Consider the following 22,941-nt stretch of genomic DNA (forward strand, 5'->3'; position numbering starts at 1 on the left):
TGGGGTTTGCCGGCTAGTTTATTTTTACTAAAGAACCTGTTATTTCAGTGATACCCTGTGAAGATAATTTTGCGATCGCTCCTTTCAGCTCTACTGCGCCATCTGCTGCTGCCGAGATACTGGCGCCGCCTATCGACAAGGCCGCACCGGCCGACAGCACCAGGTTTACGCCTGCTTTCAACTCCACGTTCATAGGGCTCTCCAGCTTGATACCGGAAGTATCCATCGTTACCGTGTTGCTGTTCTGGTCTTTCAGTTTAATACTGGTAGAAGCTTCATCGATCGTAATACTGTTTCCTGCGGGGGTATCTATGGTAATTGTTTTCGTATTGTCGTTGAAGTGAATACGCATGCCGCTTCTTGTTACAAATCCTTTTTCATCATTGGCGTCCTGCGCATTGATGGGGGCCGGCTTTGCGCTGCTGTTGAGCATTCCCAGCACAACGGCATCGCGGGGATCATCGTTGATAAAACCCACAATCACTTCATCATCAATTTCCGGGCGGAAAAAAGCGCCGCGGTTATTCCCTGCATCCAGGCTGGCTACCCTCACCCAGATGCCACGCGCCGCATTATCTATCACCGGGATCTTTACCAGGATGCGGTGTTCGCCGTCGGGGTCATTCTGCAGCTGCACCACCTTACCGATCTGTAAACCGTGAATAGCAGGCAGCATTCCTGCTGCGGGAATATCTGAAATATCCTTATAGGCTTCAGCGAGCCAGTCGGGTTCCAGTCCGAACTGGATATGTGTATCCCAACTGCCATGTGCTACTTCATGCCGCACACCGGTTACAAAAGCGTTGCCATTATACCGGTTGCCGATGCCCTGGAGGGTAACCATATCGCCGGGCGCTACGCCGGAGAAGCCGAGGAACTTTGCCCTGCCGCGGATCTTTGCCAGCCTGCTTTTGAGCATGGCGGCATTGGTGAGCTGCTGCAACTCTTCTGCTGCACGGCGGCCGCTGTGCGCCAGTTCATAGTGTTGCAAACCGATTACACCGGCTAATGTGCTGCCGGAAACATTGCCCTGCTCCGTATAATCAGCGGAAGAGGTTTCTGCTTCGTATAGCTGCTGACCGGTGTAATCCCAGGCGCTGGCATGTACGGAGCTCCATTGATAGCGGGCATCCATTTCGGCTTCCAGTTCCATCAGGGAAGCGCCGTAGGTAAGCTGTAATACCGCCGATGCCGTGGTATCCGGTTTCTTTACCTTTACCTTTCCCTGGTCGGCGATCACCAGTTTGCCGTTGGCTTCCGCGCGAAGCAGGAGGAAGTCCCAATCGGTGCTATGGTGTTGTACCAGTTCTTTGTGCTGCACGGTTGTTGCTTCCACATCTGCACTTAAACCACTGTAGCCCCTGATGAGCTGTTCAATCACTTCGCTGTCCTTTACTTTTTCATAGTACCTGCTATGCCTGCCGATGGCCATTTTCACAGTTTCATCGCGGCATTCCACCGTGAGCACCGGGTTGCCATCCTGGCGGAATTTGATGCCCTGGTGAACGATTACGCCTTTGAATAATACTTTGTTGGAGCCATCGCGTCCGATTTTGATGGTGAGTTTGGTACCGGGCAGGAGATCGCTGGTATTGCTGATAGCGAAATTCTGGTCGGCGGCGGCGCCATCGCGTAACACGATCTTTGCCACTGGGATTTTATTCACCACCTGTGTAAGCGTGAGCGACAGCACCTCGTACACAGGATTCAACGGCTCGGTACCGTTCAACAGGATGTTGTAACTCGCTACATCATGTGCAGAAGTATTGGGTATTCCTGTTTCGTTCATGATACTTCGCTTTTATCGAATGGAGGGAAATAGATCTCTTTGCCAACCGGTACTCTTTTGAAAGAGGTAAGGTTATTTTGCCGGGCTACCTGTAACATGTATTTAGGTTCCTGGTAGATCTTGAAACTGAAAAGATCCAGCCGGTCGCCCTGTTTAAAAACACGGTGGTGTGTAAGGTCAGGCGATGCTTTGCTTTGCTCCCTTTCATTGGCTTCCCTTGCGCGGTAGTTGAGAAAGGTAGCGCTGACCTTTACCCGGAGCGGGCTTCCGTCTGCATTAAACAACACATAGTTCAGGTCCAGGTTGGACATTACGCAGGGGAATGCGATCTGTTTGCCCCAGAACACTTTCAGAAAACGTGGCCGGTGTGTTTCCCCATCCATGTAGTACACGGTATCCAGCAGCAGCTTTACCTGCGCCTGTACATCCATACCGGGATAACCGTATCCTTCTATGGTGTTGGTACCGTCCAGTACAAAGTCGAGCTTCAGCTCTTCCGGGATGGTAGAAATAAAACGCGCTTCTGTTTTCTGGCTGCCTGGCTCACGGCGGATGTCATAGTCTACTTTCAGCGACCGGGTATAAGTTTCCGCATTTACCGGGATGGTAAATTTGTGGTTCTTATCCAGTTGCTGCTGCAACCTGTCAGAATACGTGAGGATGTAGATCTTCTCCACTTTTGCGTCTGTCATCGTTCATTTTTTTCTTTCAGTGCCTGTAATACTTTCTCCACGCACAACGCGATCATTGCTTCTGTTGCATGGCTGCCATCGGCGGCGGCTGTTGTGCTGCTGCCTGCCGATCCGCCGGAAGCATTATCCGGCGCCACTTCAGCTTTGATGATCAGTTCACGGATTTCTATGGGCATGACTCAGCTGTTTTTAAATTCAAACCGGTTATAGTTCAGTTCCAGTGTTTCTATCAGCACTTCGCTGCGTTCTGCGTGTAACTCCGCCAGCTTCCAGCTGCGGGGCCATACCCAGGCGAGGTTCCAGTACATGAGGATGTTATGGTCCTCATCCAGCAGCGCCACCTTTACCAGCTGCAAAGGCTTGATCTGCTGGTCTTCCAGCGCCCTTCGGCACCAGGATGACAATGAAGAATCAGCCGGCCGGAGCAATCCCCTTTTCAGTACCAGCGGCGAGTAAGTACGCCGCACGGGAATGTTATGCTCAAACCTGTTCTCCCCGCCTTCCTTCACCTGTTCAACACCGATGCTGGCTTCCAGACCGGTAACGCTCTGAAAGCGGATATCGAGATCTGAGCCGGAATCTTTGCCACCGCTGTTTTTGGGTAATCCAAAAAAGGTGACAGAGAAATGGAAGCCTACCGTTTGCCAGAAGTTATCGGGCTTTATCACTGCTTGTGCCATGTTAATCTACGTTCATGATCTCCAGCCCTTCGTGCACCAGTTCCATTGTTTCAATGGCTACTTCATTGGCGTCGGCTTTCAGATCAGTGGAAGTTATTTTGGAAGGCCATGCGTTCAGTACTTTCCAGGTAATCACCGGCTCATGACTTTCATTGAGCAGCTTGATGGTTACATCGCGGCGGTATTTGCTACCGGCTTTGTTGCCTTCCTGGAAGTAGTATGTTTCGCGCCAGGCTTTGTAGAAGTCGTAGTCGCCTTCAAATATGCCACGTTTCAACGTGATGTTGGCGTATTTGGTCAGCCCCGGCTGTTTGCTTTTATTATATTTCTTGCTGTTACCTTCCCGGTATTCGATCACTTCTGTTTCAAAGTCGAGGCCGGAAACTTCTGTGAATCCCAGGCGTACGTCTTTCCCCCATTCTACCAGGAAATGAAATTTGGGTAACGGGTATGTTCCTTTTGCGGGCATATCTTTAAATTTAAAAAGATGATAAAAATTTGAACAATGCTTAATAGTCAGGCGCCGTTATTTACAAGCTTTGGCGTCCTGGGCCTGTTTGATAGCTTTGGTAAGACTATCCGTACATGCCTGCAGGCGGTTTGCTTCCTGGCTTACTTTATCGTATTCCGGTTTAATGGCCGCCAGCCGGGTATCTGCATTGGTGAGGTGCTTTTCGGTAAGCGTATAGTAATGATCATTTTTGAGCGGAAATACAGGGCATACCAGTTTATCGGTGCAGCATATTTCCATGTCATCTTCCCCGGATTTGATACCGCCATTACCGTTATTGCCGTTGCCGGTTGGATTAAAGATGCAGCCGATACCGGCAATCGCCGACTTAATGCCGTAGTCCTTCTCGCAGATGGTTTCATCCAGTATGGTAGCAGCTTTCAGGGCAATTACGATATTATTGAAGATATCATTGCCGATAGTGATCACGTCCTGGAGTTTTTTGCCATAGTCCACCCAGGCATCTGTGATACCGCCTTTCTTCAGCACCTGGTCGTTTGAGCAGTCAATGGCTTTGGAAATATTATTGTAGCAGGCTGCTACTTCATCCACTTTTGTATATAACTCTTTGGTCATGCAGAAGAGGATTTCAATAGCTGTTACAGAGAAGCCGGTGCTTTTACAGAGTTTTTCCAGGATGTCCAGCACTACTTTTACTTTGCTGGTGATGGCATCTGCTTTCTCGGCGCTTTTCTGTACGTTATCGAAGTAGAGTTTTACCTTATTACGCCAGTCGAGTGCGCGGGCCAGCTCTTCTTTTTTCTTGGCTGCTTCGGCCGCTTTCTGCTGATACAGGCTGCCTTTTGCTTTCAGTTCTTTTTTCCAGTCGTCCACACAGCCGCACTCCGTCTCATTGCTGCCTGGAATGGTGGCGCAGCAGGAGTCTTCACTTTCTATAAAGGGTTCATACACTTTATCGCAATTCATGGTGAATATTTTTTTGTGATCAGGAATATTTATTTTCTGCCGGATGGGAATCAGTCATCACAGTGTCCGCCGTTGCCGTTGCTGTTGCAGTAATTACCCTGTGCCTGTTCGCAGATGGATTTGATAGTGGGTAAATCGCCGCAGGGCAGTGTGCAAAGGAATTCGCGGATATCGTCGATTCCCTGTGTCTGGGTTCTGGCAGACCAGAGTGTTTCGCGGATCGTTACCTTCTGGATCTTGGCATCGCCCAGTTCACCGTAGGTTTTCTTCTGATCGTCCTCTCCTGTTTTGATATTCTGCAATACATCATCCCGGAAGATTTTAATAGCGTCTGCGAGATCTTTATGCAAGGCGATCACATTTTCCAGGCTGGTAAACGACTGTATGCCGGAAACGTCGCCGATGGCGCAGTGCAGCTTGTTGATGCTAACGGTTTCACCGTCGCCGCAACCGCCTTCAGAGGCATACATTTCCTGTGAGCCATCTACGATGTTATCAAAGCAGGTTTTGAAATCTTTGCTGCCGGCTTTCAATTTACCCAGTGCGGCGCGTTGTGCTTTGTTGCAGTTGTCTTCTGCTTTGTTGTTCAGCTTATGGGCTGCTTCACTCAGCAGGGCAAACTTCTGTTTGGCGTCCTGGATGTTTTTGGCAACAATGGCGAGAGCGGCTGCCACGGCTTTGTTCACGTCGTTTGCTTTGCTCAGTTTATCTTTTATCAGGTCCGCATCTTTCTGGGCCGGTAGTGTAGCGCACAGGTCGATGGAGCGGTAAAAGCGCCAGGTTTCTTCTGCTTTGATAAAGAAACACTGTTTGTATTTGTACACCGGTTTATAGCCTTTGTACTCGCCTTCGCGCATACGCAATACATTCAGCGAATCTGAGAAGGCGCTGCAGATTCCGCGTTTGTTGTTATCGATGTATTGCTGCGTTTTATTGGTGGAGTCACCGCAGCCATTGCTGGCCGATGATTGGGTGGGGTTCATTGCGTTCATACAGTATTCAGTTTATTTGGTCTGAATGTAAAAGGATTAAGATTCCTGCAGCATTTTGTGGCTGAAGCGCAGGATGATGAATTCTGCAGGGCGTACCACTGCCATTCCTATCTCTACAATCATACGTCCTTCCCATACATCCAGCTCCGTCATGGTTTCGCCAAGTCCAACCTTTACAAAATAGGCTTCCCTGGTGGTAGTGCCCATTAATGCGCCGGCCTTCCATTGCTGTGTGAGGTAGTTCTCTATCATAGATTTCACGCGTACCCAGGTATTCAGGTCGTTTGGTTCAAACACAAACTGCTGGGTGGCATTCTTCACGGATTCTTCTACCATGTTGAAGAAGCGGCGAACGGAGATGTAACGCCACTCGTTGTCGTTACCTGCCAGTGTGCGGGCGCCCCAGATGATAGCCGGACCACGGCCGGGGAAGAACCGGATCACGTTAACAGATTTGCCATCGCGTACATCCACGTTGAGGTCGTCCTGTTCACGTTTGGTAACAATCACTTCAGGACTTACAGCGTAATCAATGCCGATGTTGGCGGGTGCTTTCCATACACCGCGGCTGTTATCTGTTTCAGCATATTTGCCCACTACTGCAGCGGAAGAAGGCAGCAGCATTCTTATCTGTGTAATAGCATTTAATGCCTGGTAATAAAACGCGTTGTTGATACCTTTCAATGCCGCAAGCGTACCGTTAAGAGAGCCATCGCCGCCGGTTTGTACCACCTGTACGGTAGCTTCGTCGTAGGCATAAGCCAGCTGGGTGTTTACCCGCGGAAAATAAACGGCGCCGTATTTTTTGGTTTCTATCTCACCAAAACCGGCATCCCTGAACAGGGTAACGTTATGATCGATGATGCTTTCAGCGGGACCAATAGCGGGGTCCATCCATATATCAAAAACGGTAAAGCGGTCTTTCAGCAGGCTGCACTGATCCAGTGCTGATTTGTGCAGCGTGTAATAGGAAGCTGCATCCGTGAGGTTGATAGCATCCGGGAAAAGCAGGAGCGTTACCTCATCAATCTTTTCCACGGCATTCAGTCCGTCGGTGAGCGTAGTAAGTGAAATCACGCCACCGGTGCTGTAATCACCTGTAGAAACGATGTAGCACGGGCCACCGCCGTTGTTGAAAAACATCTGCAGCTGGTATGCCATCAGGTATTTGGATGCTTTTAACGGATCAATCACTGCTTTGATCACTGCCTGTGGCTGGGAGCTGTCGATGTTCACCGTAATGCTTTCTTCTTCCTGCTGCGGGCCGCCGAAGATGCGGTTGTAGTCGAGCATAGAAGTGATACGGGTGGGAATCATCACCAGATCGCCTGGCACTTTGTTCTGAGCAGATTCCGTATAGCCGATGAAAGCCGGAATAGCTGTTTCAACAGAGGCTATGGAGGGGGGAAATTTTACGATCTCCTCGATGTAGACGCCGGGAGTTTTATATTCTGCCATATGTTTGGGGTTTTAACTGTTTTTAATTGTTGTTTGAATAGATCATACGCTGAACTTAAGGCCCTTGCGGAAATATTTTTGAGAGCAGCACTACCACATCCGCGTACAGCCGCTGATCGGCATCACTGGTAATGGAAAGTCCACGTGGATTTGGTAACAGTTGTTCGTAGTTAGTGATATTGTTTTCTGTAACGGGGAACAACCGGTTATTAAAAGAAAATGGCCAGGGCTCTTTAGTGGTACGAGCCCCGTTGCCGTCTGCTACGGAGAGCAGTGTGTTGGCGTGGTTACTGAACACCAGCGTTTGCCCGTGTTGGGGTGAATAGCGCCAGTAGGAATTCCTGCTTCTGAAGCGCAATTCATAAATCGTATGCGGAATTTTCGTACCGTTCTGTTGCAGTTTTGTTTTGAGGGTGCCATCGGCATCCAGCATGGCAAAGTCGCCACCGGCTGTATTTACGCGGAGGTCCACTACTCCGATGTTGCCTGCCCTGTACATTTCACTACGACTTACATACACCAGGTGTTGCGCCGTGAAGTTATTGTCGCCGGTTACTTTGAGGTTATACCAGCCATCGTCGGGCAGGGTTTTATCCGGCAGCGGCCCGGAGAAATCCAGTTTTACCTGTGATAAAATACTGGTGGACGTAAAAGATTGTTGTAAAGACGTATTGCCTGAAATGCTTTCCAGCACAGCAGCTCCGGCGGTCACCGATGCGGTGGGCGGGAAAAAATACTGGAAAGAGAAAGGCAGTAACAACCGGTCGCCTTCATGTACAAATCCGTTGCCTTTGATCTTGCGCCACTGCGAAGGATCGTTGGCGGGTGTACCGGGTTTGTTGAGGTACTCCGATACATCGGCGCCTACTTTAGCCAGTTCTCCCTGTTCGTATTGCCGGGTGTTATCATTTACGGGCACCGGAACGGAAAGCGATGGAAATGTTTTTATGTTATCGGTGTTGTCGTTGGAGAAATAGTACTGCGCCGGTAGTGCGCGGCGCATCCGCATGCTGGTAAAGGCCAGTGCGCCGGCATTCCGCGGTACAATTGCAAACCGGAAGGCCGTATCCGGGGGGATCTGCACAAAGGGTGTGTATGCGAGTGTGGTACCCTGCATTACCTTCTTTACTTCTATGGCTCCTTTGAAACCTGTAGCAGTGGGCAGTAACCGGAGGTGATAGTTTTTCATCAGCACAGCGGTGGCCGGCAGCGGCTGAATGTCCCAGTCGCGGAGTAGCCGGTACTGGTCCTGCCGCAGCTTTTCCATCAGGAAATCTGCACGTTGCTGATCGGTGGTCTGCTCAAAAAAGGAAATCCCTTTACTGTTTTGCAGATAGTATTCGTGCAGCAACTGCACTTCAAACAATATCTTGTAAATAACAGACATAAAAACTTTAAGAAGTAGGGTGTTGTGTGTCTTCGATTTCCTCTATCAGCGGTACTACTCTGAGTACAGCGTTTTCCGTGATAGCAACGAGTCGTACCTTATACATCACAAAAGGGACCTGGCGTCCGCCGAGTGATGCCCACAGGTGGTTAATCTGTTCAAATGTAAGTGTGTACAATTCCAGGGTGAGGTCCAGCGAGCCATCGGCATTCTTAAAGGTTTTCTGTGCCTGAAAAAAACTGATCACAGCCGATAGCCGGTGCAGGGCTTCTTCATAGTAGTCGTGTGTGGCATCTCCAAAAAGCACGGCAGTGAATAGTACGTACAGGTTGAGGTATACCGGCGGATGCTGGTACCGGGCGCGGTTATCCGGCCAGGTGGTATACGCCTTGCTGTTTTTAAGCGTACTCTCCTCTTCCACATTTACAAGGGAGATAATAACGTTACCATTGAAGTTATTGGCATGCGTTGTTTCCAGCAAACCAATGTTTTCAACGATCACACTATTGGCAGGGAATCCTCTGAGTGCAAAGAATGCCTGCAAATGATCACGTATCAATGTAAGCGCATTACTTATCACGAATGACGAAGGGGTTTGGGGTTCAGTAAATTTGGGGTTTCAATTACCTGTCTCTTCTATGTCTTTCAAAACGTTCTTGTTAACTAAGTTAAAGAACATTTTTTAATTCGGAAATAAATATTTTTTTAAGATGTAATTTTCACGCAACTGTATTTTTCGGCAACACATCACAGAACACAATACCAGTAAGCATCTTCAGCACATCTTCTGAAATTATTCTCTTTTAAAAATCATCCTGCGGAAAATACGCACCCGGATTGCTGGTAAACTACATTTACTATTCCTTATAAATAAGCCACCATTAAGCATTACAGGCAAACAATCCCTGCACTTTTATTTCAGTTAAGTTATGATTCCTATCTACCATATCCTACGTATAAGTACGTAATTTTCATATAACACAAATTCTTGCCTTAAAATTTTCCGGTATCTATATGCAAACGAATAAAAACAGCTTATCATTTTTTCGACGAGTGTAAATACTCCTCTCCCAAAGGCGATAAGGTATAGCCTTCCGTTTGACTGATAGTAAGTCCCAGGTTCTTTAGTTTCCGGATATTCCCCTTCAGCCAGTCTTTTTCCTTTCCAAGCAATTCTGCCAGCGCTGCGGCTTTCAGACAGGGATGTTTGCGGATTGCTTCCAGTACGGCGGCAGTCCAATTGCCTTGTGTACTGTACTGGTCCAGGCGCGCCAGTTTCGCAGTAAGTGCAGTAATAGCATCTGTTGTCAGGGATGTTTGTTCACGCAGTTTGATCCGGGGATCTTCTGAGTGATAGCGCACACGGATTTTATACAGGATGCCTTCCGGCATTTTATTGAGCGTTGCATGCAGCGCTGCCAGGTTCTTATAACCGGCAGCCATCGCATCTGCTTCCGAAAGCTGATTGATACCACACTCCGTGATATCAGTAATGGCTACCACACCAATACTGGTATTGATCAGGCTGCCTTTATTCACTGCCGGCTTCTTCCATTTACGGAAAGCCAGCGATACTTTTCCCGAACTGATTCCTTCCAGGTGTTCCTCCTTAAACAGCATGCGGTTAATTTTATATAAATTTACTTCAATCAAACCAAAACATTTAAAGGTGGAGGTGATTTCCTGGGCAACACTTATACTTATTCCTGTTTCATTTACCATTATTCCTGACTAAGGCGAGTAATAAGTCCCCGCGAAAATACTTGTTGTAGATTCAAGTAAAATTTGAAGCGAATTATCCCATTTCAAATTTGATACACGAAGTGCTTTACAAACCTTGATTAAAATGAACAGTGATATACTTTATACTCATATCTGCTCTTATGTCCAAATATCCAGAGATGAGTTTGAGCGCTTTTTTAATCTCCTTAAACCGGTTCATTTAAAAAAAGGTGAGCTCCATTATATAGCGGGTAAAGTTCCCAGGTATTGGTCGTTTATTTTAAAAGGTTGCTTGCGTGAATATTTCGTCGATACCCAGGGCAATGAGCAAATTTTCCAATTTTATGAGGAAAATACATGGGTTGGCCAGGTCGAAAGTATGATTACGCAAAAGCCGACAGACATGAACCTACAGGCACTTGAAGATTGCGAGTTATTGTGTATAACAGGCGATGATATGTGTAATGCTGCAAAGACGCCCTGGATTCAGCACTACACTATTCAGAACAGTTTTTCTCAAAATGCCGCGGTAATGAAAAATTTCAACCGCATTAAATCGGCATCACCTGAAGTGTTATACCTGGAAATTCTTAATGAAAGATCCTCCTTATTGCTACGTGTTCCACAGCACTATATTGCAAACTTCCTTGGTATGCGGAAAGAAACGCTTAGCAGAGTTAGAAAAAGAGTTGCCCACCTATGATTTGTTGATTCAAGTCAACAGCATTCAATTACAGTTCCGGTAATTTTACAGCGGGAAACGATCATCTCAATGTTATCAATGTTCCTGCGCTTTGTAAGCAGGTCGTTATAATCCATGGTGATCTGATCATCTTTTTGAATAATAAATTACTAAGAAAAATACTGAATCTATGAAGAGAATAGTCTATGACAAATACGGTAGTGTCGACGATTTACATGCTGTGGAAGTAAATAAGCCAATTCCCGATAAGGAGCAAATTTTGATTAAAGTAAAGGCCGTTTCTATTAATCCTCTTGACTGGAAGATTTTAATGGGTGAAGTAAAACTGGTGTCAGGTAAGAAATTCCCAAAATCTGTTGGCTGCGACTTCTCCGGCACAATAGAAAGTATAGGCCAGGGCATCCAAAAATTTAAAGCAGGAGACGACGTATTTGGCGTAATAAATCCTTTTAAAGAGGGTGTTCTTGGAGAATACATCCTGGTGAATGAAAAAGAAATTGCCAGGAAGCCAGCGAATCTGTCATTTGAGCACGCTGCTGCAATACCAACGGCCGGTCAATCAGCTTTACAAATGCTCACTAAAAACGTTAACAGCATCAAAGGGAAGGAAATTTTGATAAATGGCGCATCTGCCGGAGTAGGTATGTTTGCTATACAGATTGCTAAAAGCCAGGGAGCGATTGTTACGGCTGTGTCAAGCGCAAAAGGACATCATCTGTTAAAAAAATGGGGTAGTGATTATGTGATTGATTACAACAAAGAAGAGGTGACGAATTTAAGAAAGCAGTTTGATGTTATCATTGAACTCTCTGCAAAATTACCTTTCAGGAAAGTTAAAAAGTTGATGAAGCCGGAATCAACTTATATTACCGTCATTCCTTCGCTATGGAATTTTGTGCACTCATTTTCAAATAATATTGTATCAGGAAAGAAGTATAAAATTCTATTAATGAAATCAGATACAGAAAGTTTGAATCGATTAGCAAGTGATGCATTAAAAGGTATCGATATCCACATTAGCAAGACCTACCCTATGTCAGATTATAAGGAAGCTTATAAAACTATCATCAAAGAGGGAGCTTTAGGTAAAGTCGTTTTTAATATCTTATCTTAAAAATATTTGTTTACTTGTTAAATTTCTTTTGACATGCCCGGGCCTCGGGAAACAAAGTCCTGTGGCCTCATGCGTCTATCAGTCAACTCAATGAATTCCGGTATTCATTGGGTGAATGCCCGACATGCTGTTTAAAGAAACGGGTAAAATGTGAGGGATACTTAAAGCCAAGCTTATAAGCAACCTCGCTTACCGATTTGCTTATATCAAGTATCTGTTCTTTCGCAGCATCAATCAGTTTTAGCTGTATGTACTCCAGCGCTGATTTTCCGGTTTCTTTCTTTACCAGATCTCCGAAATATTTGGGAGATAGATTGAGCTGTGCCGCACAATACGAAACGGAAGGCAATCCCAGGGTTTGTAGGTTTTCTGATTGAAAGTAGTTGTTCAGTAATCCTTCAAATCCGGTCAATACATCTTTATGAATATGTTCTCTTGTGAGAAACTGCCGGTCATAAAACCGAACGCAATAATTCAGGAACATCTCGATGTTACTTACGATTAAAGTCCTGCTGTGCTTATCAATAGTGTGAGCTAATTCATATCGTATCTTGTTAAAACACTCCAACACAATTCCCCTCTCTGCATCCGACACATGAAGTGCTTCATTTGCACTGTAAGAGAAAAAACTGTATTCGTTAATGCATTTGCCGAGGTGGGTGCCACGGATTAAATCGGGATGAAAGACTAATGCCCATCCTGATGGCTGTATCATGTTTTCGCTTTCTTCAAATCCGAATACCTGTCCGGGTGCAATAAAAAGAAGTGTTCCCTCTTCGTAATCATAATGATTACGGCCATATTTTAACTCCCCGCATTTCTCATCCTTTAAAAAGATCATGTATACATCGGTAATATAACGTGCTTCTTTTACAGGCGTCGACAGCGACTGATCAAGAACGCTTACCAGGGGATGCAGGGTCTTCTGCCCCCGGTCGTTATTGACCTGAGCCACACTTTCAATTCTGAGAGGTTTACCCATGACTTCGGTTATTTGAAGTAAAATTAGATTAAGTATTTCAAAAATTCCTTCAGAACTATGCCTGAACAGACATAATGGTAAGAGAAACAGGAATCTGTATAACAACCTGATGTAAAAATATGAAGAACTTCGTTCTACTTTGTATGGCGCCGGTTAAAAAGTATAGTATTGGGTGAAGTGATAAGAATTGATAAGGGGCTTTCTAAAAAATACTTCGGAATAATGAATAGAATTCTTTAAGGAATATTAAATATAAACAACCCAATGAAATTATCAAACAACAAAATTTTAATCACCGGTGGAGCTACCGGCATCGGTCTGGGATTGACTGAAAGATTTATTAAGGAAAATAACCAGGTTATTATTTGTGGAAGAAGGAAGGAAGCACTAAGAGAAGTGTCTGACAAATTCCCGGCAGTAATCACAAAGGTTTGTGACTTATCGGAGGAATCCGGGCGTACGGAGCTTTATAACTGGATTGCTGAACATCACAGTGACTTGAACGTATTGGTAAACAATGCAGGTATTCAAAACTGGATGGATATTTCAGATAAAAGTTTTTATGATAAAGCGAAAAGTGAAATTCAGATAAATGTTTTAGCTCCGTTACACCTGACTTCACTCTTCGTCGAACTCAAATCATTGGACACTGTCATAAATGTAACTTCCGGATTGGCATTTGTGCCGCTTACAAAAGTTCCCGTTTATTGCGCCACAAAATCTTTTTTCCACTCCTTTACCATTTCACTGAGGCATTTGCTGAAATCAAGAAATATAGAGATCATTGAATTGATCCCACCTGCCCTCAACACTGATCTGGGCGGCAAAGGACTGCACAGCGAGCACCCTTCTGTAGATGATTTTATTAAGGCAATATTTCAACAACTGGAAGAAGGCAAAAATGAATTAACTTTTGGATATAGCGAGATGCTATCGAAAGCAACACCAACTGAAATACAGGGAATGTTCAAAAGAATGAACCCATAAGGTTAATTCAACCGGCATGCCTAATCTTGCCAGTCAGAAAACCTTTACCCAGCGGACTTAACGATATTATAATTCTGGCTGTTTTGCACTTCCGATGAGGTTAACATCTGTCAGTTCCAGTTTTCTTACCATGTTTTGCACGGTAGTCTTGTACTCTTTAAAGTGGGGTGTTGCAATATGTTTTTGATAGGCTGCGCTGTCAGCGTAGATTTCCAGTATAGTTATTCTCCAGGGGGCTTTTTTGTCGGCGACTGCGTAATAGGTCAATACGCCAGGTTCCAGGCGGACAGCGGTTTGCATCTGTTTTCTCAGCGCTGCGTTATAATCATTGAGTTGTGCCGGATCCACTTCAATTTTGGCAAGACGGATCATCCGCTTATCTGTTTGTGCCTGGGCATATTGAACAGAAAGAAATAACATCCCGTAACAGCCAAGTATCCTTAACGATGCCTGAACTGTTTTTCTGTAAACATGATTGCTGATTTTCATAGATGCAGTGTTAATCTTTATTTAGTGGCTTTGAGCTTAGTCAGTACTGTACGGCCGGCATCTGCCTGCTGTTTCCCGATGTTGTTTTCCAGTAAGCCAAAAACTTGTTCCAGTTGTCCTTCCGTAAGCCCTACAGTCATACCCATGCCTAAATGTGCCTGTAACTGCGCTTCCAGTCCGGGCAGGCTCGCGAGTACCGCAATCGTTGCCAATTCCCGCTCCTGATAAGTTAGTACGCCCCGTCCGAAGATGTCGGCAAACAGGTGCTCTTTCAAAAAAGCATCAATACCGGGCGCAAAAGCATTGGCCCCGGTGAGCTGACCACTCACCGGTCTGCCTGTTAAGGTTTCCAGCATTTTCCTGCCCATCTCGTATTTGTTTTCATTTGTACCGGTGACTGTAACCGGTAACTGTCCTTCCGGGTCCTGAATACCCTCGGATTTCCGTTTCTCCAGTACTGACATAAACATGGTAATGCCATTAAGGCTACGCGGAAAACCACAGTAAGCATATAACTGTACCAATTCTTCCCTGATCTGATTGATGGTCAATCCTGTATCAAGGCCTGCATTCAGGGCATTCTTCAATCGTGCCATATTACCGGTTGCAGTAAAGGCGGCAATTAATACGATATGCTTGTGGTGTGGATTAAATTCGTGGTTTTGCTGTATATTCATAGTAAGACCTGTAATTGTTATCAGAAGTATTCCAAAGTTTCATCCAGCTTTAGCTGAGTAATACAAAGCTCGGGAGGAAATATTAGCCTGTGGTTATACAGACTCCTGTAATACTTACCATTATTCCTGGTTGTGATGTTATACCGGTATTGATCAGGCTGCCTTTGTTCACCGCCCGCTTCTTCCATTTACGGAAAGCGAGCGATACTTTTCCCGAACTGATTCCTTCCAGGTGTTCCTGCTTAAACAGCATGCAGTTAATTTTAAATAAATTTACTTCAATCAAACCAAAGCAGGTACATAGTTGTTATCACCTTCACAAAAAAAGACCGGCAGATGGAATAACTGCCGGCCGTATTTTTCATTATTTTTTTTAATCAGACAACTACACTCTCCAATCCTTTTTGCAATGCAGTTTCGCGCAACTCCGGCAAACTCACTCCTTCCACCCGGAAAGTGGTAACGTCGTGTACTCCAATAAATCCAAGGATCCATTTCAGATAAGGTTCTGCATAATCCATTGCCTTCATCGGCCCTTCAGAAAAAACACCACCGGATGCAATGGCCAGGTATACCTTTTTGTTTTTCAATAACCCTTCGGGACGACCCGCACCGTAACTGAATGTTCTGCCGGCACGCACAATATGATCAATCCAGGCTTTCAGCGCAGAGGGGATGTTAAAATTATAAATAGGCACACCGATCACAATAATGTCTGCAGCTTCCAGTTCAGCGATGGCTTCATCAGAGTGTTGTATGGCCGTTTTATAGGCTTCACTTTCGTTTTGCGGAGGAGCGAAAAAAGCCGTGAGATGTGACTCTTCCAGGTGCGGATATTTTTTCTTTACGAGATCCCGTTGGGTTACCGTGCTGCCGGGATATTGTGTCTTTAATTTTTCGATGATGGCGCTGCTCAGTTGTGTGCTGTTGGATGCAGCACCCCTTGCGCTCGAAACTATTTCCAGTATCTTTTTCATATTTTTTTTACTGATGATGATATTGCAAAACTATCCATCTTTGCATTCGCTTTACCCGGAGTATGCTAAAGGTTACCAGTAACCTTTGGGTTAGTGCAGCCGCCCACAGCAAGAATTTCCGGGAAGATTTTACCAGACGCCCGGCATAGACAGGAAATTATGCGAAGCAATAAAACTAAGCTGGAAAAAAAGGCCTTCACGCGAGTGATACACTGTTCAGGTAGTTCAGCGTTTCCGTTGCGTTTTACATTATAGCAAAGCCGCCTGCCTCTTTACCACGGAATTAAAAAATACCTGCTTCCGGGTATTTTAATATAAACAGGCACCCGGTAATTTTGCAGGTGGAACCATCATCTTAATTATGAAACGTATACTTATTTTTAGCTTCCTGATTTCCGTTGTTTTGTTTTCCTGCAGTAAGGACGAAAAAGCAAAAGGCCCAAGCAATGAAGAAATCCTGACAAAGAAAATTGCGGACATCATTCCGCAGAAATATCTTGACACTTTAAAACTATTGGGACTGAATGTTCATGAGGGCGTGAATCCACCGAATGTAGAAGGCACCTACAAGATCGCACCGCATAAACTGGATAGCAGTAATGTTCCGGGCGACCGGCCAGGCTCGTATTTCAGTGATGCATTGGTAACTTTCTCCGAGCAGAGTACAACAGATTACAGCATTAAGCTCACCGGTAAAAATTTCCTGAGCTACGCCGATACCAGCATTGCCACCGCTATTTCCGGCTCCGGTAACAACTTTACAGTATATGGCAAAGTGAAAGCCGTAAATGGTACTTACTCTGCTGTATTCGCCCTGGTTTTTACCGGTACCAAAGAAGGAAACGACCTGAAAAACGTACGGGTAGCCATTATCAATATTGATAACAGTCGTGGCGGCAGCGGCATCTTTATCCAGGAAGGTACTGGCCGTATCGGCTTTGATGAAGACGGTACCTCACCAAAGGTAGCTGAAAAGTCGGCCCCTGAAAGCGGCGGACGCAGCGCATTTACGAATACACTGGGTCATTTCCTGCAACAATAAAATAAACACAACTGAAAAATGAAAGGTGGCTTTACAGCCACCTTTTTTTGTGCCCCTACCCCTCCCCTGAAAAAAATATTTGCTAAGCCGAATGGTTATATATACTTTTACTAAACCAAATGGTTTAGTATTTTAATTATACCGGAATGAAAGCAAGAAGAGATGTGTTCCAGGCGATCGCAGACCCGACAAGACGCGCTATTATTGGTTTGCTGGCCCAGCAAACGCTTACCCTCAACACGGTAGCGGATAACTTCAACATGAGCCAGCCGGCCATATCAAAACATATGCGCATCCTCACGGAATGCGGACTGGTGATCATTGTAAAACAAGGAAGAGAAAGACATTGTACCGCCAGTTTTAAAGCATTGGAAGAAGTGGAACAGTGGGCCGCACAATACCGCCGGTTCTGGACCAGCCGGCTTGATAAACTGGAGCAACTATTGGACGAACCCGAATCATAGCTGTTTATTCATCCTAAAATATTACACAATGGCAAGCCATGAAACACCCTGGGTAGAAGCCCAGATGCTGATACGCAAACCGGTATCAATAGTATTCAATGCCTTTATTGACCCCGATGTTACCAGGCATTTCTGGTTCACAAAAGGCAGCGATAAACTGGCGGTGGGAAAAACAATTACCTGGGAATGGGAGATGTACCAGGTATCTGCCAAAGTAGAAGTAAAGGAAATCATACCCAACAAAAAGATAACAGTAACCTGGAACGAACCTCCTACCACTATCGACTTCCACTTCCAGGCAGTAGATGATCATTCCACTTATGTGGTTATTAAAAATTATGGTTTCACTAAAACCGGTGATGAACTGCTGCGTGCAATCAACGACAACACCGGCGGATTCACCACGGTACTCGATGGCCTGAAAGCCTACCTGGAACATAATATTAACCTGAACCTCATCGCAGATAAATTTCCAAAAGGTGTAGCTACACACTAAAATAATTATCACCCTTCTAAATTAAAGGACATGGAAAAAACAGGACAGATCCTCTCTCCCGGCACCATTCGTTTTGAACGCAGTTTGCCCGGCCCTATTGAAAGAGTATGGGCCTATCTTACTGAATCCGAAAAGCGCGGCAAGTGGCTTGCCAGCGGGCAAATGGACTTATTTGAAGGCGGCAGTGTTCATCTGCATTTTCTTCACCAGGAGCTTAGTCCGCTTCCTGATACTATTCCTGAAAAATACCGCGACATGAAAGATGGTCATCATTTTACAGGCAAGATATTAAAGGTGGAACCACCACGCCTGCTGGCATTCACCTGGGAAGGCGGATCGGAAGTTACAATGGAGTTATCTGAGAAAGATGACCGCGTGTTATTAACGCTTACGCACCGCAAACTGGCCGACGACGTAAAAACCCGCAGCAGCGTGGGCGGTGGATGGCATACACACCTGGATATTTTAATCGCCAACCTCGAAGGCGTCACACCTCCCCCGTTCTGGAGTACACACACCAGGCTGGCCGCAATATATGCTGATATGGTGTAGACTTCCATCTTCGCCCGCGCTTCATATCGCTGATCTGAAGCAGCGTGGCGTAGCCACCACTCCCGGTGAACGGCTGCGTTTCTGTGCCGTTCACCTTTTACTCCAGCACCAGCCGGATCTCATTATTCCTTTTCATATCGGTGCTAAGGTTCAGCGTTTTTGATTCTTTCCCAAACCGTATACGTAACTCCGCCGTGTTTGGTGGAATGGAGCCCAGGTTATCGGCAGTAAACAATAGTATGTTCTCACCGGGCTGCAGCCGGATAGCAATTTGCTGTACGGCTTTTTTTACGGGAAAGCCTGTAACTACCCACTGGCCGTTTAACCGCAGGGAAATGCTGTCGCCGTCCTGTATGCGCGTATCTTTCAGTTCCAGGATAATATCGGCGGTGCGAACCGGTATAGTGGCTACAGGTACCGCTGTTCTTTTGATCACGTTACTGGTAATGGTGTCTGTATTGTTATCAGCAGCAGCGCGATAAATATTTGCTACCAGGAAGGTGGCCCAGGCATTGGAGCGGTCGCTGAAATCAAATCCGTACGGTCTACCGTTAATGGTAGTACGAATCCTGCCGGTATTGGGCGGAAGCCCGCCGTAGTTATCTGCAAAAAGAACAAAGTAGTTCCGGCCGGTGTCCAGCCGTGCTTTCAGGTGACGGTTATGATCATTGATCTGCTCCCTGGCAAAGATCGTGTTGCCGTTGTGGAGCAGCGTAATGGTATCTTCATCATATTTCTCCTGGTCTTCTATCTCCAGGGGAATCTCACTGTCTTTCGCCACAATGCTGTCGTAAATACCAAAATAAATCTGGTAGGTTTCAGGATGCATGATCCGCTGCACGCTGGAATCGGGCAGTGGCTTATTCCCGGCTTTTGTCAGTTTAAAATCCCCGCGGTACAGGAAGTCGCGCAAAGCTACTTTTGATTGTTCATAAATTTCATCGTCGTCATCTAATCCGCGCATCCAGAAGCTGGCTTTGTTGATCCACATGCGGCTCAGGGAAATACTGTTATCCTTGTAATTCATGGTACCATTGAGGTACCACATCCAGATGCCGAGCTTATACGGCGTTTCCTTCAACGGATATTTGTTGCGGCCTATTCCTAACTGCCCGTCGTTTTTCTTTGCGAGCAGTAGTTCATAAATACCGGTAAACTCCCCGTATTGTAAGGTGATCACCGCAGGGTACAATACGCCTTGCTGCGCCTCGCCAATATGCAGTTGCATGGTGATAGGTGTCCGGTTCCCCCAGGGGTGAAGGGCTGCCTTCCAGATGCCGGTCCATTTATCAGTTTGCGCGCCGGCAGTGTTGAGGATGGTGGTTAACAACACAATGAGTAAAAAGAATTTCAGTTTCAATATGGTCATCATTATTTATGATTCACAATTTAATACTATTTTGGGCGTGTAACAGCGCGTTGATGCGCTGTTGTAAAATAACCAAATTTAAACAGATAATGGAATACACAAAGGAATACGTTGCAAAAGAAGAGCATATCGATGTACAGGATATTATGGATGGACTGTATTATCCGTTCTATATGGAGTATTGCCGGCACGACTATATCCGCGAAATACTCGGTTTTGATTTTGAGGAGCAGGCCAGGAATGGTGTTTATATGGTTTTATCAGGTTATAAGATCCAGTTTTTAAGATCACTGAAAAAGGGAGATCAGTTCACGGTTACCTGTACGTTGTTTGCGGATCCGTCCGGCGGGCCGCGACTGCATTTCAAGCAATCGATCCTTCTCAATGGAAAGGTGATGACCAAAGCGGTTTTTACAGGCACCTGTATCCCGGCATCCGGAGGCCGCCCTTATTTACCGGCAGCTGTTATAGAGAAAATAGCAGGCGCACCGGTGATCGATAGCTCGGAAGTGTAAACCTGGAGATATAAAAAGCAAAGCGCCTTCATAACGATGGCGCTTTGCTTTTTTAGTTTAAAGTATTAAATTGTTTGTGCTATAGTATCCTATTATTAAACAGAACAGATGAACAAACTCCTTGCGGCACTGTCGCTTTCGCTGCTGGCATTAACCAGCGCCGGCCAATCTTCCCAACATGATCTGCAATTTAGTCAACTGGCCACCCGCTGGGATGAAGCCATACCACTTGGCAATGGTTTGCTGGGTGCGCTCATCTGGCAAAAAGATGATCACCTGAGACTTTCGCTGGACAGGGCCGACCTCTGGGACATGCGCCCCATGAAAGGACTGCATCGCAAAGAATTCAGCTACCAATGGGTGATAGACCAGGTTAATAAAAAAGACTACAAACCCGTTCAGCAATACCTCGATGCACCCTACGACCAGGAAGCCGCGCCTTCAAAAATACCGGGAGGTGCGCTGGAATTTGATACCAGGAACTGGGGCGCCGTACAATCTGTTCATCTTACCCTTTCCAACGCAGTATGTGAAGTAACATGGGCCGGCGGCGCACGCATGAAAACTTTTGTAGACGCCGTAAAGCCGCTGGGATGGTTTCGTTTTGAAAATGTAAACGCTGATTTTGCACCGCAACTGCTGGCGCCTCAATACCAGGGCGCGGTGAAAAATGTAGCGGATCCGGTGGGCGGCGACGACCTGTCCAGGCTCGGCTACAAACAAGGCAGCATCCGGAAAACCGGCAACAGCATTACCTATCAGCAGGAAGGCTGGGGCGGATTTAAATATGAAATCAATGTACGCTGGAAAAAAATAAACGCTACTACTATAGAAGGCGTGTGGAGTATTTCCTCACAATATCCCGGCAAACCGGTTAATGAACTCGCCGCAAAGGTAACCGCCAAAGCCGCTGCCAATGATTTCAACAAAGAACTGGCAACGCATAGCAGCTGGTGGCAACATTTCTGGCATCAATCTGCTATTCATGTGCCGGATACCTTACTCGAAAAACAATGGTACCTCGAACAATATAAGTTTGGCTCCGCCGCCAGAAAAAATGCGCCGCCCATTTCCCTCCAGGCCGTATGGACCGCCGACAACGGCCGCATTGCGCCCTGGAAAGGCGACTACCACCACGATCTCAACACCCAGCTCAGTTACTGGCCCTCCTACAGCGCCAATCACCTCGAAGAAGCAATGGGATATATTAATCACCTCGAAGCCAACAAAGCAAATTATCAACGTTATACCAAAATGTATTTTGGAGCAGACGGTCTTGCTGTACCAGGTGTTACCACGCTGGATGGCACTGAAATGGGCGGATGGATCCAGTACTCGCTCTCTCCTACCGTTTCGTCGTGGCTGGCCCAGCACTACTACCTACAATGGCGTTACAGCATGGATAAGCAATTCCTGAAAACAAAAGCCTACCCCTGGATAAAAGGAGCCGCCTCGTTCCTGGAAAATATTACCGTTAAAGACAACAACGGACACCGCAAACTGAAGATAAGTTCAAGCCCCGAAATAAACGATAATAGCCTGGATGCCTGGTTCCTGCAAAATACCAACTACGACCTGGCGCTGATGAAATTCACTTTCAGCAAAGCCGCAGAACTGGCCACTATACTGGGATTGAGCAGCGAGGCCGCGCACTGGAATAACATACTTTCGGAGTTTGGCGACTTCGCCCTCTCTCCCGGCAATGAACTGATGTTTGCGCCGAGTATGGCGTATAATCAGTCGCACCGCCACTTCTCCCACATGATGGCCATTCATCCGCTGGGGCTGATCAAATGGGAAGATGGCGCCAAAGCACAAACGATCATCAAAAACACGATTCACCTGGCGGACAGTATCGGGCCGGATTACTGGTGCGGCTACTCCTACGCGTGGATGGGCAATATCAAAGCACGCGCGAAAGACGGCGCCGGTGCGGCGAAAGACCTTCAGACCTTTGCCCGCGCCTTCTGCTCTGTGAACAGTTTTCACCTGAACGGCGACCAAACCAAATCAGGATTGTCGAAATTCCAGTACCGCCCTTTTACGCTGGAAGGTAACTTTGCCTTTGCCGCAGGACTCCAGGAGATGCTGCTGCAAAGCTATGCCGGCTTTATAGAGATCATGCCCGCCATACCAGCCGCATGGAATAATGTATCATTTGAGCAATTGCGCACAGAAGGCGCTTTCCTGGTAAGTGCAAGGAAAGATGGCGGACAGGTGGATGAAGTAAAAATTGTTGCGGAAAAAGGCGGACAAACCCGCTTAAAGCTGCCGTTTAAAACTTTCTTTGCTGCCAGCAATAAAGGATTTGTAATAAATAGTACGGAAGATGGATTCCTTTCCCTCACGGCTGTTCCCGGAGCGGTGCTGGTGCTGAAGAATGGATATGAGTAAGATAGTTGCAGGGCTACGGCTA

General features: G+C 46.2%; 26 protein-coding genes. 9 read left to right on the top strand and 17 right to left on the bottom strand.

The window, feature by feature from the left end; all coding sequences use genetic code 11:
• Nucleotides 1-13: 13 nt before the first annotated feature.
• The 11 genes from vgrG to B5Z18_RS24600 form a co-directional block, all read right to left on the bottom strand.
• Nucleotides 14-1,789 (bottom strand): type VI secretion system tip protein VgrG, encoded by a 1,776-nt coding sequence (gene vgrG, locus B5Z18_RS24550; protein WP_079472167.1) that lies wholly within the window; start codon nt 1,787-1,789, stop codon nt 14-16.
• On the bottom strand, nt 1,786-2,481 hold the full coding sequence (locus B5Z18_RS24555; RefSeq protein WP_079472168.1) for a CIS tube protein: 696 nt from the start codon (nt 2,479-2,481) through the stop codon (nt 1,786-1,788). The genes vgrG and B5Z18_RS24555 overlap by 4 nt, the downstream gene beginning before the upstream one ends.
• Nucleotides 2,478-2,657, bottom strand: coding sequence for a DUF5908 family protein (locus tag B5Z18_RS24560; RefSeq protein WP_079472169.1), 180 nt, complete (start codon nt 2,655-2,657; stop codon nt 2,478-2,480). The genes B5Z18_RS24555 and B5Z18_RS24560 overlap by 4 nt, the downstream gene beginning before the upstream one ends.
• 3 nt (nt 2,658-2,660) lie before the next feature.
• The gene (locus B5Z18_RS24565; protein ID WP_079472170.1) at nt 2,661-3,161 is read right to left on the bottom strand and encodes a phage tail protein; all 501 of its coding nucleotides are present in this window, start codon (nt 3,159-3,161) and stop codon (nt 2,661-2,663) included.
• A gap of 1 nt (nt 3,162) precedes the next feature.
• Entirely contained in the window at nt 3,163-3,630 is a 468-nt protein-coding gene (locus tag B5Z18_RS24570; RefSeq protein ID WP_079472171.1) for a phage tail protein, read from the bottom strand.
• A 57-nt stretch (nt 3,631-3,687) separates the two neighbouring features.
• Nucleotides 3,688-4,599: a hypothetical protein gene (locus tag B5Z18_RS24575; protein ID WP_079472172.1), complete on the bottom strand. Its 912-nt coding sequence runs from the start codon at nt 4,597-4,599 to the stop codon at nt 3,688-3,690.
• Between the two features lie 50 nt (nt 4,600-4,649).
• The gene (locus B5Z18_RS24580; protein WP_079472173.1) at nt 4,650-5,591 is read right to left on the bottom strand and encodes a hypothetical protein; all 942 of its coding nucleotides are present in this window, start codon (nt 5,589-5,591) and stop codon (nt 4,650-4,652) included.
• Nucleotides 5,592-5,627: 36 nt separating this feature from the next.
• Nucleotides 5,628-7,049 (bottom strand): phage tail sheath family protein, encoded by a 1,422-nt coding sequence (locus B5Z18_RS24585; RefSeq protein ID WP_079472174.1) that lies wholly within the window; start codon nt 7,047-7,049, stop codon nt 5,628-5,630.
• A gap of 55 nt (nt 7,050-7,104) precedes the next feature.
• A complete protein-coding gene (locus B5Z18_RS24590) occupies nt 7,105-8,436 on the bottom strand; it encodes a hypothetical protein (protein ID WP_079472175.1) in 1,332 nt (443 codons plus the stop codon).
• Nucleotides 8,437-8,443: 7 nt separating this feature from the next.
• Nucleotides 8,444-8,995 carry a Pvc16 family protein gene (locus B5Z18_RS24595; RefSeq protein WP_200817336.1) on the bottom strand — a complete coding sequence of 184 codons (552 nt, stop codon included), beginning with the start codon at nt 8,993-8,995 and terminating at the stop codon, nt 8,444-8,446.
• A gap of 479 nt (nt 8,996-9,474) precedes the next feature.
• Complete coding sequence (locus B5Z18_RS24600) at nt 9,475-10,056, bottom strand: ASCH domain-containing protein (protein WP_143313679.1); 582 nt, start codon at nt 10,054-10,056, stop codon at nt 9,475-9,477.
• 226 nt (nt 10,057-10,282) lie between these two features.
• Here B5Z18_RS24600 and B5Z18_RS24605 point away from each other — a divergent pair, with 226 nt between their 5' ends.
• Nucleotides 10,283-10,861, top strand: coding sequence for a Crp/Fnr family transcriptional regulator (locus B5Z18_RS24605; protein WP_079472178.1), 579 nt, complete (start codon nt 10,283-10,285; stop codon nt 10,859-10,861).
• A 169-nt stretch (nt 10,862-11,030) separates the two neighbouring features.
• Nucleotides 11,031-11,975 carry an NAD(P)-dependent alcohol dehydrogenase gene (locus tag B5Z18_RS24610; protein ID WP_079472179.1) on the top strand — a complete coding sequence of 315 codons (945 nt, stop codon included), beginning with the start codon at nt 11,031-11,033 and terminating at the stop codon, nt 11,973-11,975.
• A gap of 82 nt (nt 11,976-12,057) precedes the next feature.
• Here the strand turns inward: B5Z18_RS24610 and B5Z18_RS24615 are convergent, their stop codons facing one another.
• Nucleotides 12,058-12,957 carry a helix-turn-helix domain-containing protein gene (locus tag B5Z18_RS24615; RefSeq protein ID WP_079472180.1) on the bottom strand — a complete coding sequence of 300 codons (900 nt, stop codon included), beginning with the start codon at nt 12,955-12,957 and terminating at the stop codon, nt 12,058-12,060.
• A gap of 264 nt (nt 12,958-13,221) precedes the next feature.
• Between B5Z18_RS24615 and B5Z18_RS24620 the strand changes: the two genes are divergently transcribed.
• Complete coding sequence (locus B5Z18_RS24620; protein ID WP_079472181.1) at nt 13,222-13,944, top strand: SDR family oxidoreductase; 723 nt, start codon at nt 13,222-13,224, stop codon at nt 13,942-13,944.
• 66 nt (nt 13,945-14,010) lie between these two features.
• Here B5Z18_RS24620 and B5Z18_RS24625 read toward each other — a convergent pair whose 3' ends face one another.
• The 4 genes from B5Z18_RS24625 to B5Z18_RS24635 all read right to left on the bottom strand — a co-directional run bounded on the left by B5Z18_RS24625 (nt 14,011) and on the right by B5Z18_RS24635 (nt 16,087).
• Complete coding sequence (locus B5Z18_RS24625; RefSeq protein WP_079472182.1) at nt 14,011-14,433, bottom strand: putative quinol monooxygenase; 423 nt, start codon at nt 14,431-14,433, stop codon at nt 14,011-14,013.
• Nucleotides 14,434-14,450: 17 nt separating this feature from the next.
• Nucleotides 14,451-15,110 (bottom strand): carboxymuconolactone decarboxylase family protein, encoded by a 660-nt coding sequence (locus tag B5Z18_RS24630; RefSeq protein WP_079472183.1) that lies wholly within the window; start codon nt 15,108-15,110, stop codon nt 14,451-14,453.
• Between the two features lie 82 nt (nt 15,111-15,192).
• Nucleotides 15,193-15,363: a hypothetical protein gene (locus tag B5Z18_RS32590; protein WP_159454415.1), complete on the bottom strand. Its 171-nt coding sequence runs from the start codon at nt 15,361-15,363 to the stop codon at nt 15,193-15,195.
• A 124-nt stretch (nt 15,364-15,487) separates the two neighbouring features.
• Nucleotides 15,488-16,087: an FMN-dependent NADH-azoreductase gene (locus B5Z18_RS24635; RefSeq protein ID WP_079472184.1), complete on the bottom strand. Its 600-nt coding sequence runs from the start codon at nt 16,085-16,087 to the stop codon at nt 15,488-15,490.
• A gap of 361 nt (nt 16,088-16,448) precedes the next feature.
• On the opposite strand from B5Z18_RS24635, the gene B5Z18_RS24640 reads away from it, so the two are divergent.
• From B5Z18_RS24640 to B5Z18_RS24655, 4 genes are all read left to right on the top strand, one after another.
• Entirely contained in the window at nt 16,449-17,129 is a 681-nt protein-coding gene (locus B5Z18_RS24640; RefSeq protein WP_079472185.1) for a hypothetical protein, read from the top strand.
• Nucleotides 17,130-17,275: 146 nt separating this feature from the next.
• Complete coding sequence (locus B5Z18_RS24645; RefSeq protein ID WP_079472186.1) at nt 17,276-17,593, top strand: ArsR/SmtB family transcription factor; 318 nt, start codon at nt 17,276-17,278, stop codon at nt 17,591-17,593.
• A 28-nt stretch (nt 17,594-17,621) separates the two neighbouring features.
• Nucleotides 17,622-18,089 (top strand): SRPBCC family protein, encoded by a 468-nt coding sequence (locus B5Z18_RS24650; RefSeq protein ID WP_200817337.1) that lies wholly within the window; start codon nt 17,622-17,624, stop codon nt 18,087-18,089.
• Nucleotides 18,090-18,119: 30 nt separating this feature from the next.
• Complete coding sequence (locus B5Z18_RS24655) at nt 18,120-18,641, top strand: SRPBCC family protein (RefSeq protein ID WP_079472187.1); 522 nt, start codon at nt 18,120-18,122, stop codon at nt 18,639-18,641.
• Between the two features lie 97 nt (nt 18,642-18,738).
• On the opposite strand, the gene B5Z18_RS24660 is transcribed toward B5Z18_RS24655, so the two are convergent.
• Nucleotides 18,739-20,013, bottom strand: a complete 1,275-nt coding sequence (locus B5Z18_RS24660) for a hypothetical protein (RefSeq protein ID WP_143313680.1) — start codon at nt 20,011-20,013, stop codon at nt 18,739-18,741.
• Nucleotides 20,014-20,099: 86 nt separating this feature from the next.
• On the opposite strand from B5Z18_RS24660, the gene B5Z18_RS24665 reads away from it, so the two are divergent.
• Together B5Z18_RS24665 and B5Z18_RS24670 are read left to right on the top strand one after the other, a co-directional pair.
• Nucleotides 20,100-20,525 (top strand): acyl-CoA thioesterase, encoded by a 426-nt coding sequence (locus tag B5Z18_RS24665; RefSeq protein WP_079472189.1) that lies wholly within the window; start codon nt 20,100-20,102, stop codon nt 20,523-20,525.
• 108 nt (nt 20,526-20,633) lie between these two features.
• A complete protein-coding gene (locus B5Z18_RS24670; protein ID WP_079472190.1) occupies nt 20,634-22,919 on the top strand; it encodes a glycosyl hydrolase family 95 catalytic domain-containing protein in 2,286 nt (761 codons plus the stop codon).
• Nucleotides 22,920-22,941: the final 22 nt, after the last annotated feature.

Origin of the sequence: Chitinophaga ginsengisegetis, from assembly GCF_900168065.1 — a bacterium.
GTDB lineage: Bacteria > Bacteroidota > Bacteroidia > Chitinophagales > Chitinophagaceae > Chitinophaga > Chitinophaga ginsengisegetis.

Excerpts from the sequence above, each read along its gene's own strand:
- vgrG (WP_079472167.1), bottom strand. The coding sequence starts at position 1,789 with ATGAACGAAACAGGAATACCCAATACTTCTGCACATGATGTAGCGAGT.
- B5Z18_RS24555 (WP_079472168.1), bottom strand. The coding sequence starts at position 2,481 with ATGACAGACGCAAAAGTGGAGAAGATCTACATCCTCACGTATTCTGAC.
- B5Z18_RS24560 (WP_079472169.1), bottom strand. The coding sequence starts at position 2,657 with ATGCCCATAGAAATCCGTGAACTGATCATCAAAGCTGAAGTGGCGCCG.
- B5Z18_RS24565 (WP_079472170.1), bottom strand. The coding sequence starts at position 3,161 with ATGGCACAAGCAGTGATAAAGCCCGATAACTTCTGGCAAACGGTAGGC.
- B5Z18_RS24570 (WP_079472171.1), bottom strand. The coding sequence starts at position 3,630 with ATGCCCGCAAAAGGAACATACCCGTTACCCAAATTTCATTTCCTGGTA.
- B5Z18_RS24575 (WP_079472172.1), bottom strand. The coding sequence starts at position 4,599 with ATGAATTGCGATAAAGTGTATGAACCCTTTATAGAAAGTGAAGACTCC.
- B5Z18_RS24580 (WP_079472173.1), bottom strand. The coding sequence starts at position 5,591 with ATGAACGCAATGAACCCCACCCAATCATCGGCCAGCAATGGCTGCGGT.
- B5Z18_RS24585 (WP_079472174.1), bottom strand. The coding sequence starts at position 7,049 with ATGGCAGAATATAAAACTCCCGGCGTCTACATCGAGGAGATCGTAAAA.
- B5Z18_RS24590 (WP_079472175.1), bottom strand. The coding sequence starts at position 8,436 with ATGTCTGTTATTTACAAGATATTGTTTGAAGTGCAGTTGCTGCACGAA.
- B5Z18_RS24600 (WP_143313679.1), bottom strand. The coding sequence starts at position 10,056 with ATGCTGTTTAAGGAGGAACACCTGGAAGGAATCAGTTCGGGAAAAGTA.
- B5Z18_RS24605 (WP_079472178.1), top strand. The coding sequence starts at position 10,283 with ATGAACAGTGATATACTTTATACTCATATCTGCTCTTATGTCCAAATA.
- B5Z18_RS24610 (WP_079472179.1), top strand. The coding sequence starts at position 11,031 with ATGAAGAGAATAGTCTATGACAAATACGGTAGTGTCGACGATTTACAT.
- B5Z18_RS24615 (WP_079472180.1), bottom strand. The coding sequence starts at position 12,957 with ATGGGTAAACCTCTCAGAATTGAAAGTGTGGCTCAGGTCAATAACGAC.
- B5Z18_RS24620 (WP_079472181.1), top strand. The coding sequence starts at position 13,222 with ATGAAATTATCAAACAACAAAATTTTAATCACCGGTGGAGCTACCGGC.
- B5Z18_RS24625 (WP_079472182.1), bottom strand. The coding sequence starts at position 14,433 with ATGAAAATCAGCAATCATGTTTACAGAAAAACAGTTCAGGCATCGTTA.
- B5Z18_RS24630 (WP_079472183.1), bottom strand. The coding sequence starts at position 15,110 with ATGAATATACAGCAAAACCACGAATTTAATCCACACCACAAGCATATC.
- B5Z18_RS32590 (WP_159454415.1), bottom strand. The coding sequence starts at position 15,363 with ATGCTGTTTAAGCAGGAACACCTGGAAGGAATCAGTTCGGGAAAAGTA.
- B5Z18_RS24635 (WP_079472184.1), bottom strand. The coding sequence starts at position 16,087 with ATGAAAAAGATACTGGAAATAGTTTCGAGCGCAAGGGGTGCTGCATCC.
- B5Z18_RS24640 (WP_079472185.1), top strand. The coding sequence starts at position 16,449 with ATGAAACGTATACTTATTTTTAGCTTCCTGATTTCCGTTGTTTTGTTT.
- B5Z18_RS24645 (WP_079472186.1), top strand. The coding sequence starts at position 17,276 with ATGAAAGCAAGAAGAGATGTGTTCCAGGCGATCGCAGACCCGACAAGA.
- B5Z18_RS24650 (WP_200817337.1), top strand. The coding sequence starts at position 17,622 with ATGGCAAGCCATGAAACACCCTGGGTAGAAGCCCAGATGCTGATACGC.
- B5Z18_RS24655 (WP_079472187.1), top strand. The coding sequence starts at position 18,120 with ATGGAAAAAACAGGACAGATCCTCTCTCCCGGCACCATTCGTTTTGAA.
- B5Z18_RS24660 (WP_143313680.1), bottom strand. The coding sequence starts at position 20,013 with ATGATGACCATATTGAAACTGAAATTCTTTTTACTCATTGTGTTGTTA.
- B5Z18_RS24665 (WP_079472189.1), top strand. The coding sequence starts at position 20,100 with ATGGAATACACAAAGGAATACGTTGCAAAAGAAGAGCATATCGATGTA.
- B5Z18_RS24670 (WP_079472190.1), top strand. The coding sequence starts at position 20,634 with ATGAACAAACTCCTTGCGGCACTGTCGCTTTCGCTGCTGGCATTAACC.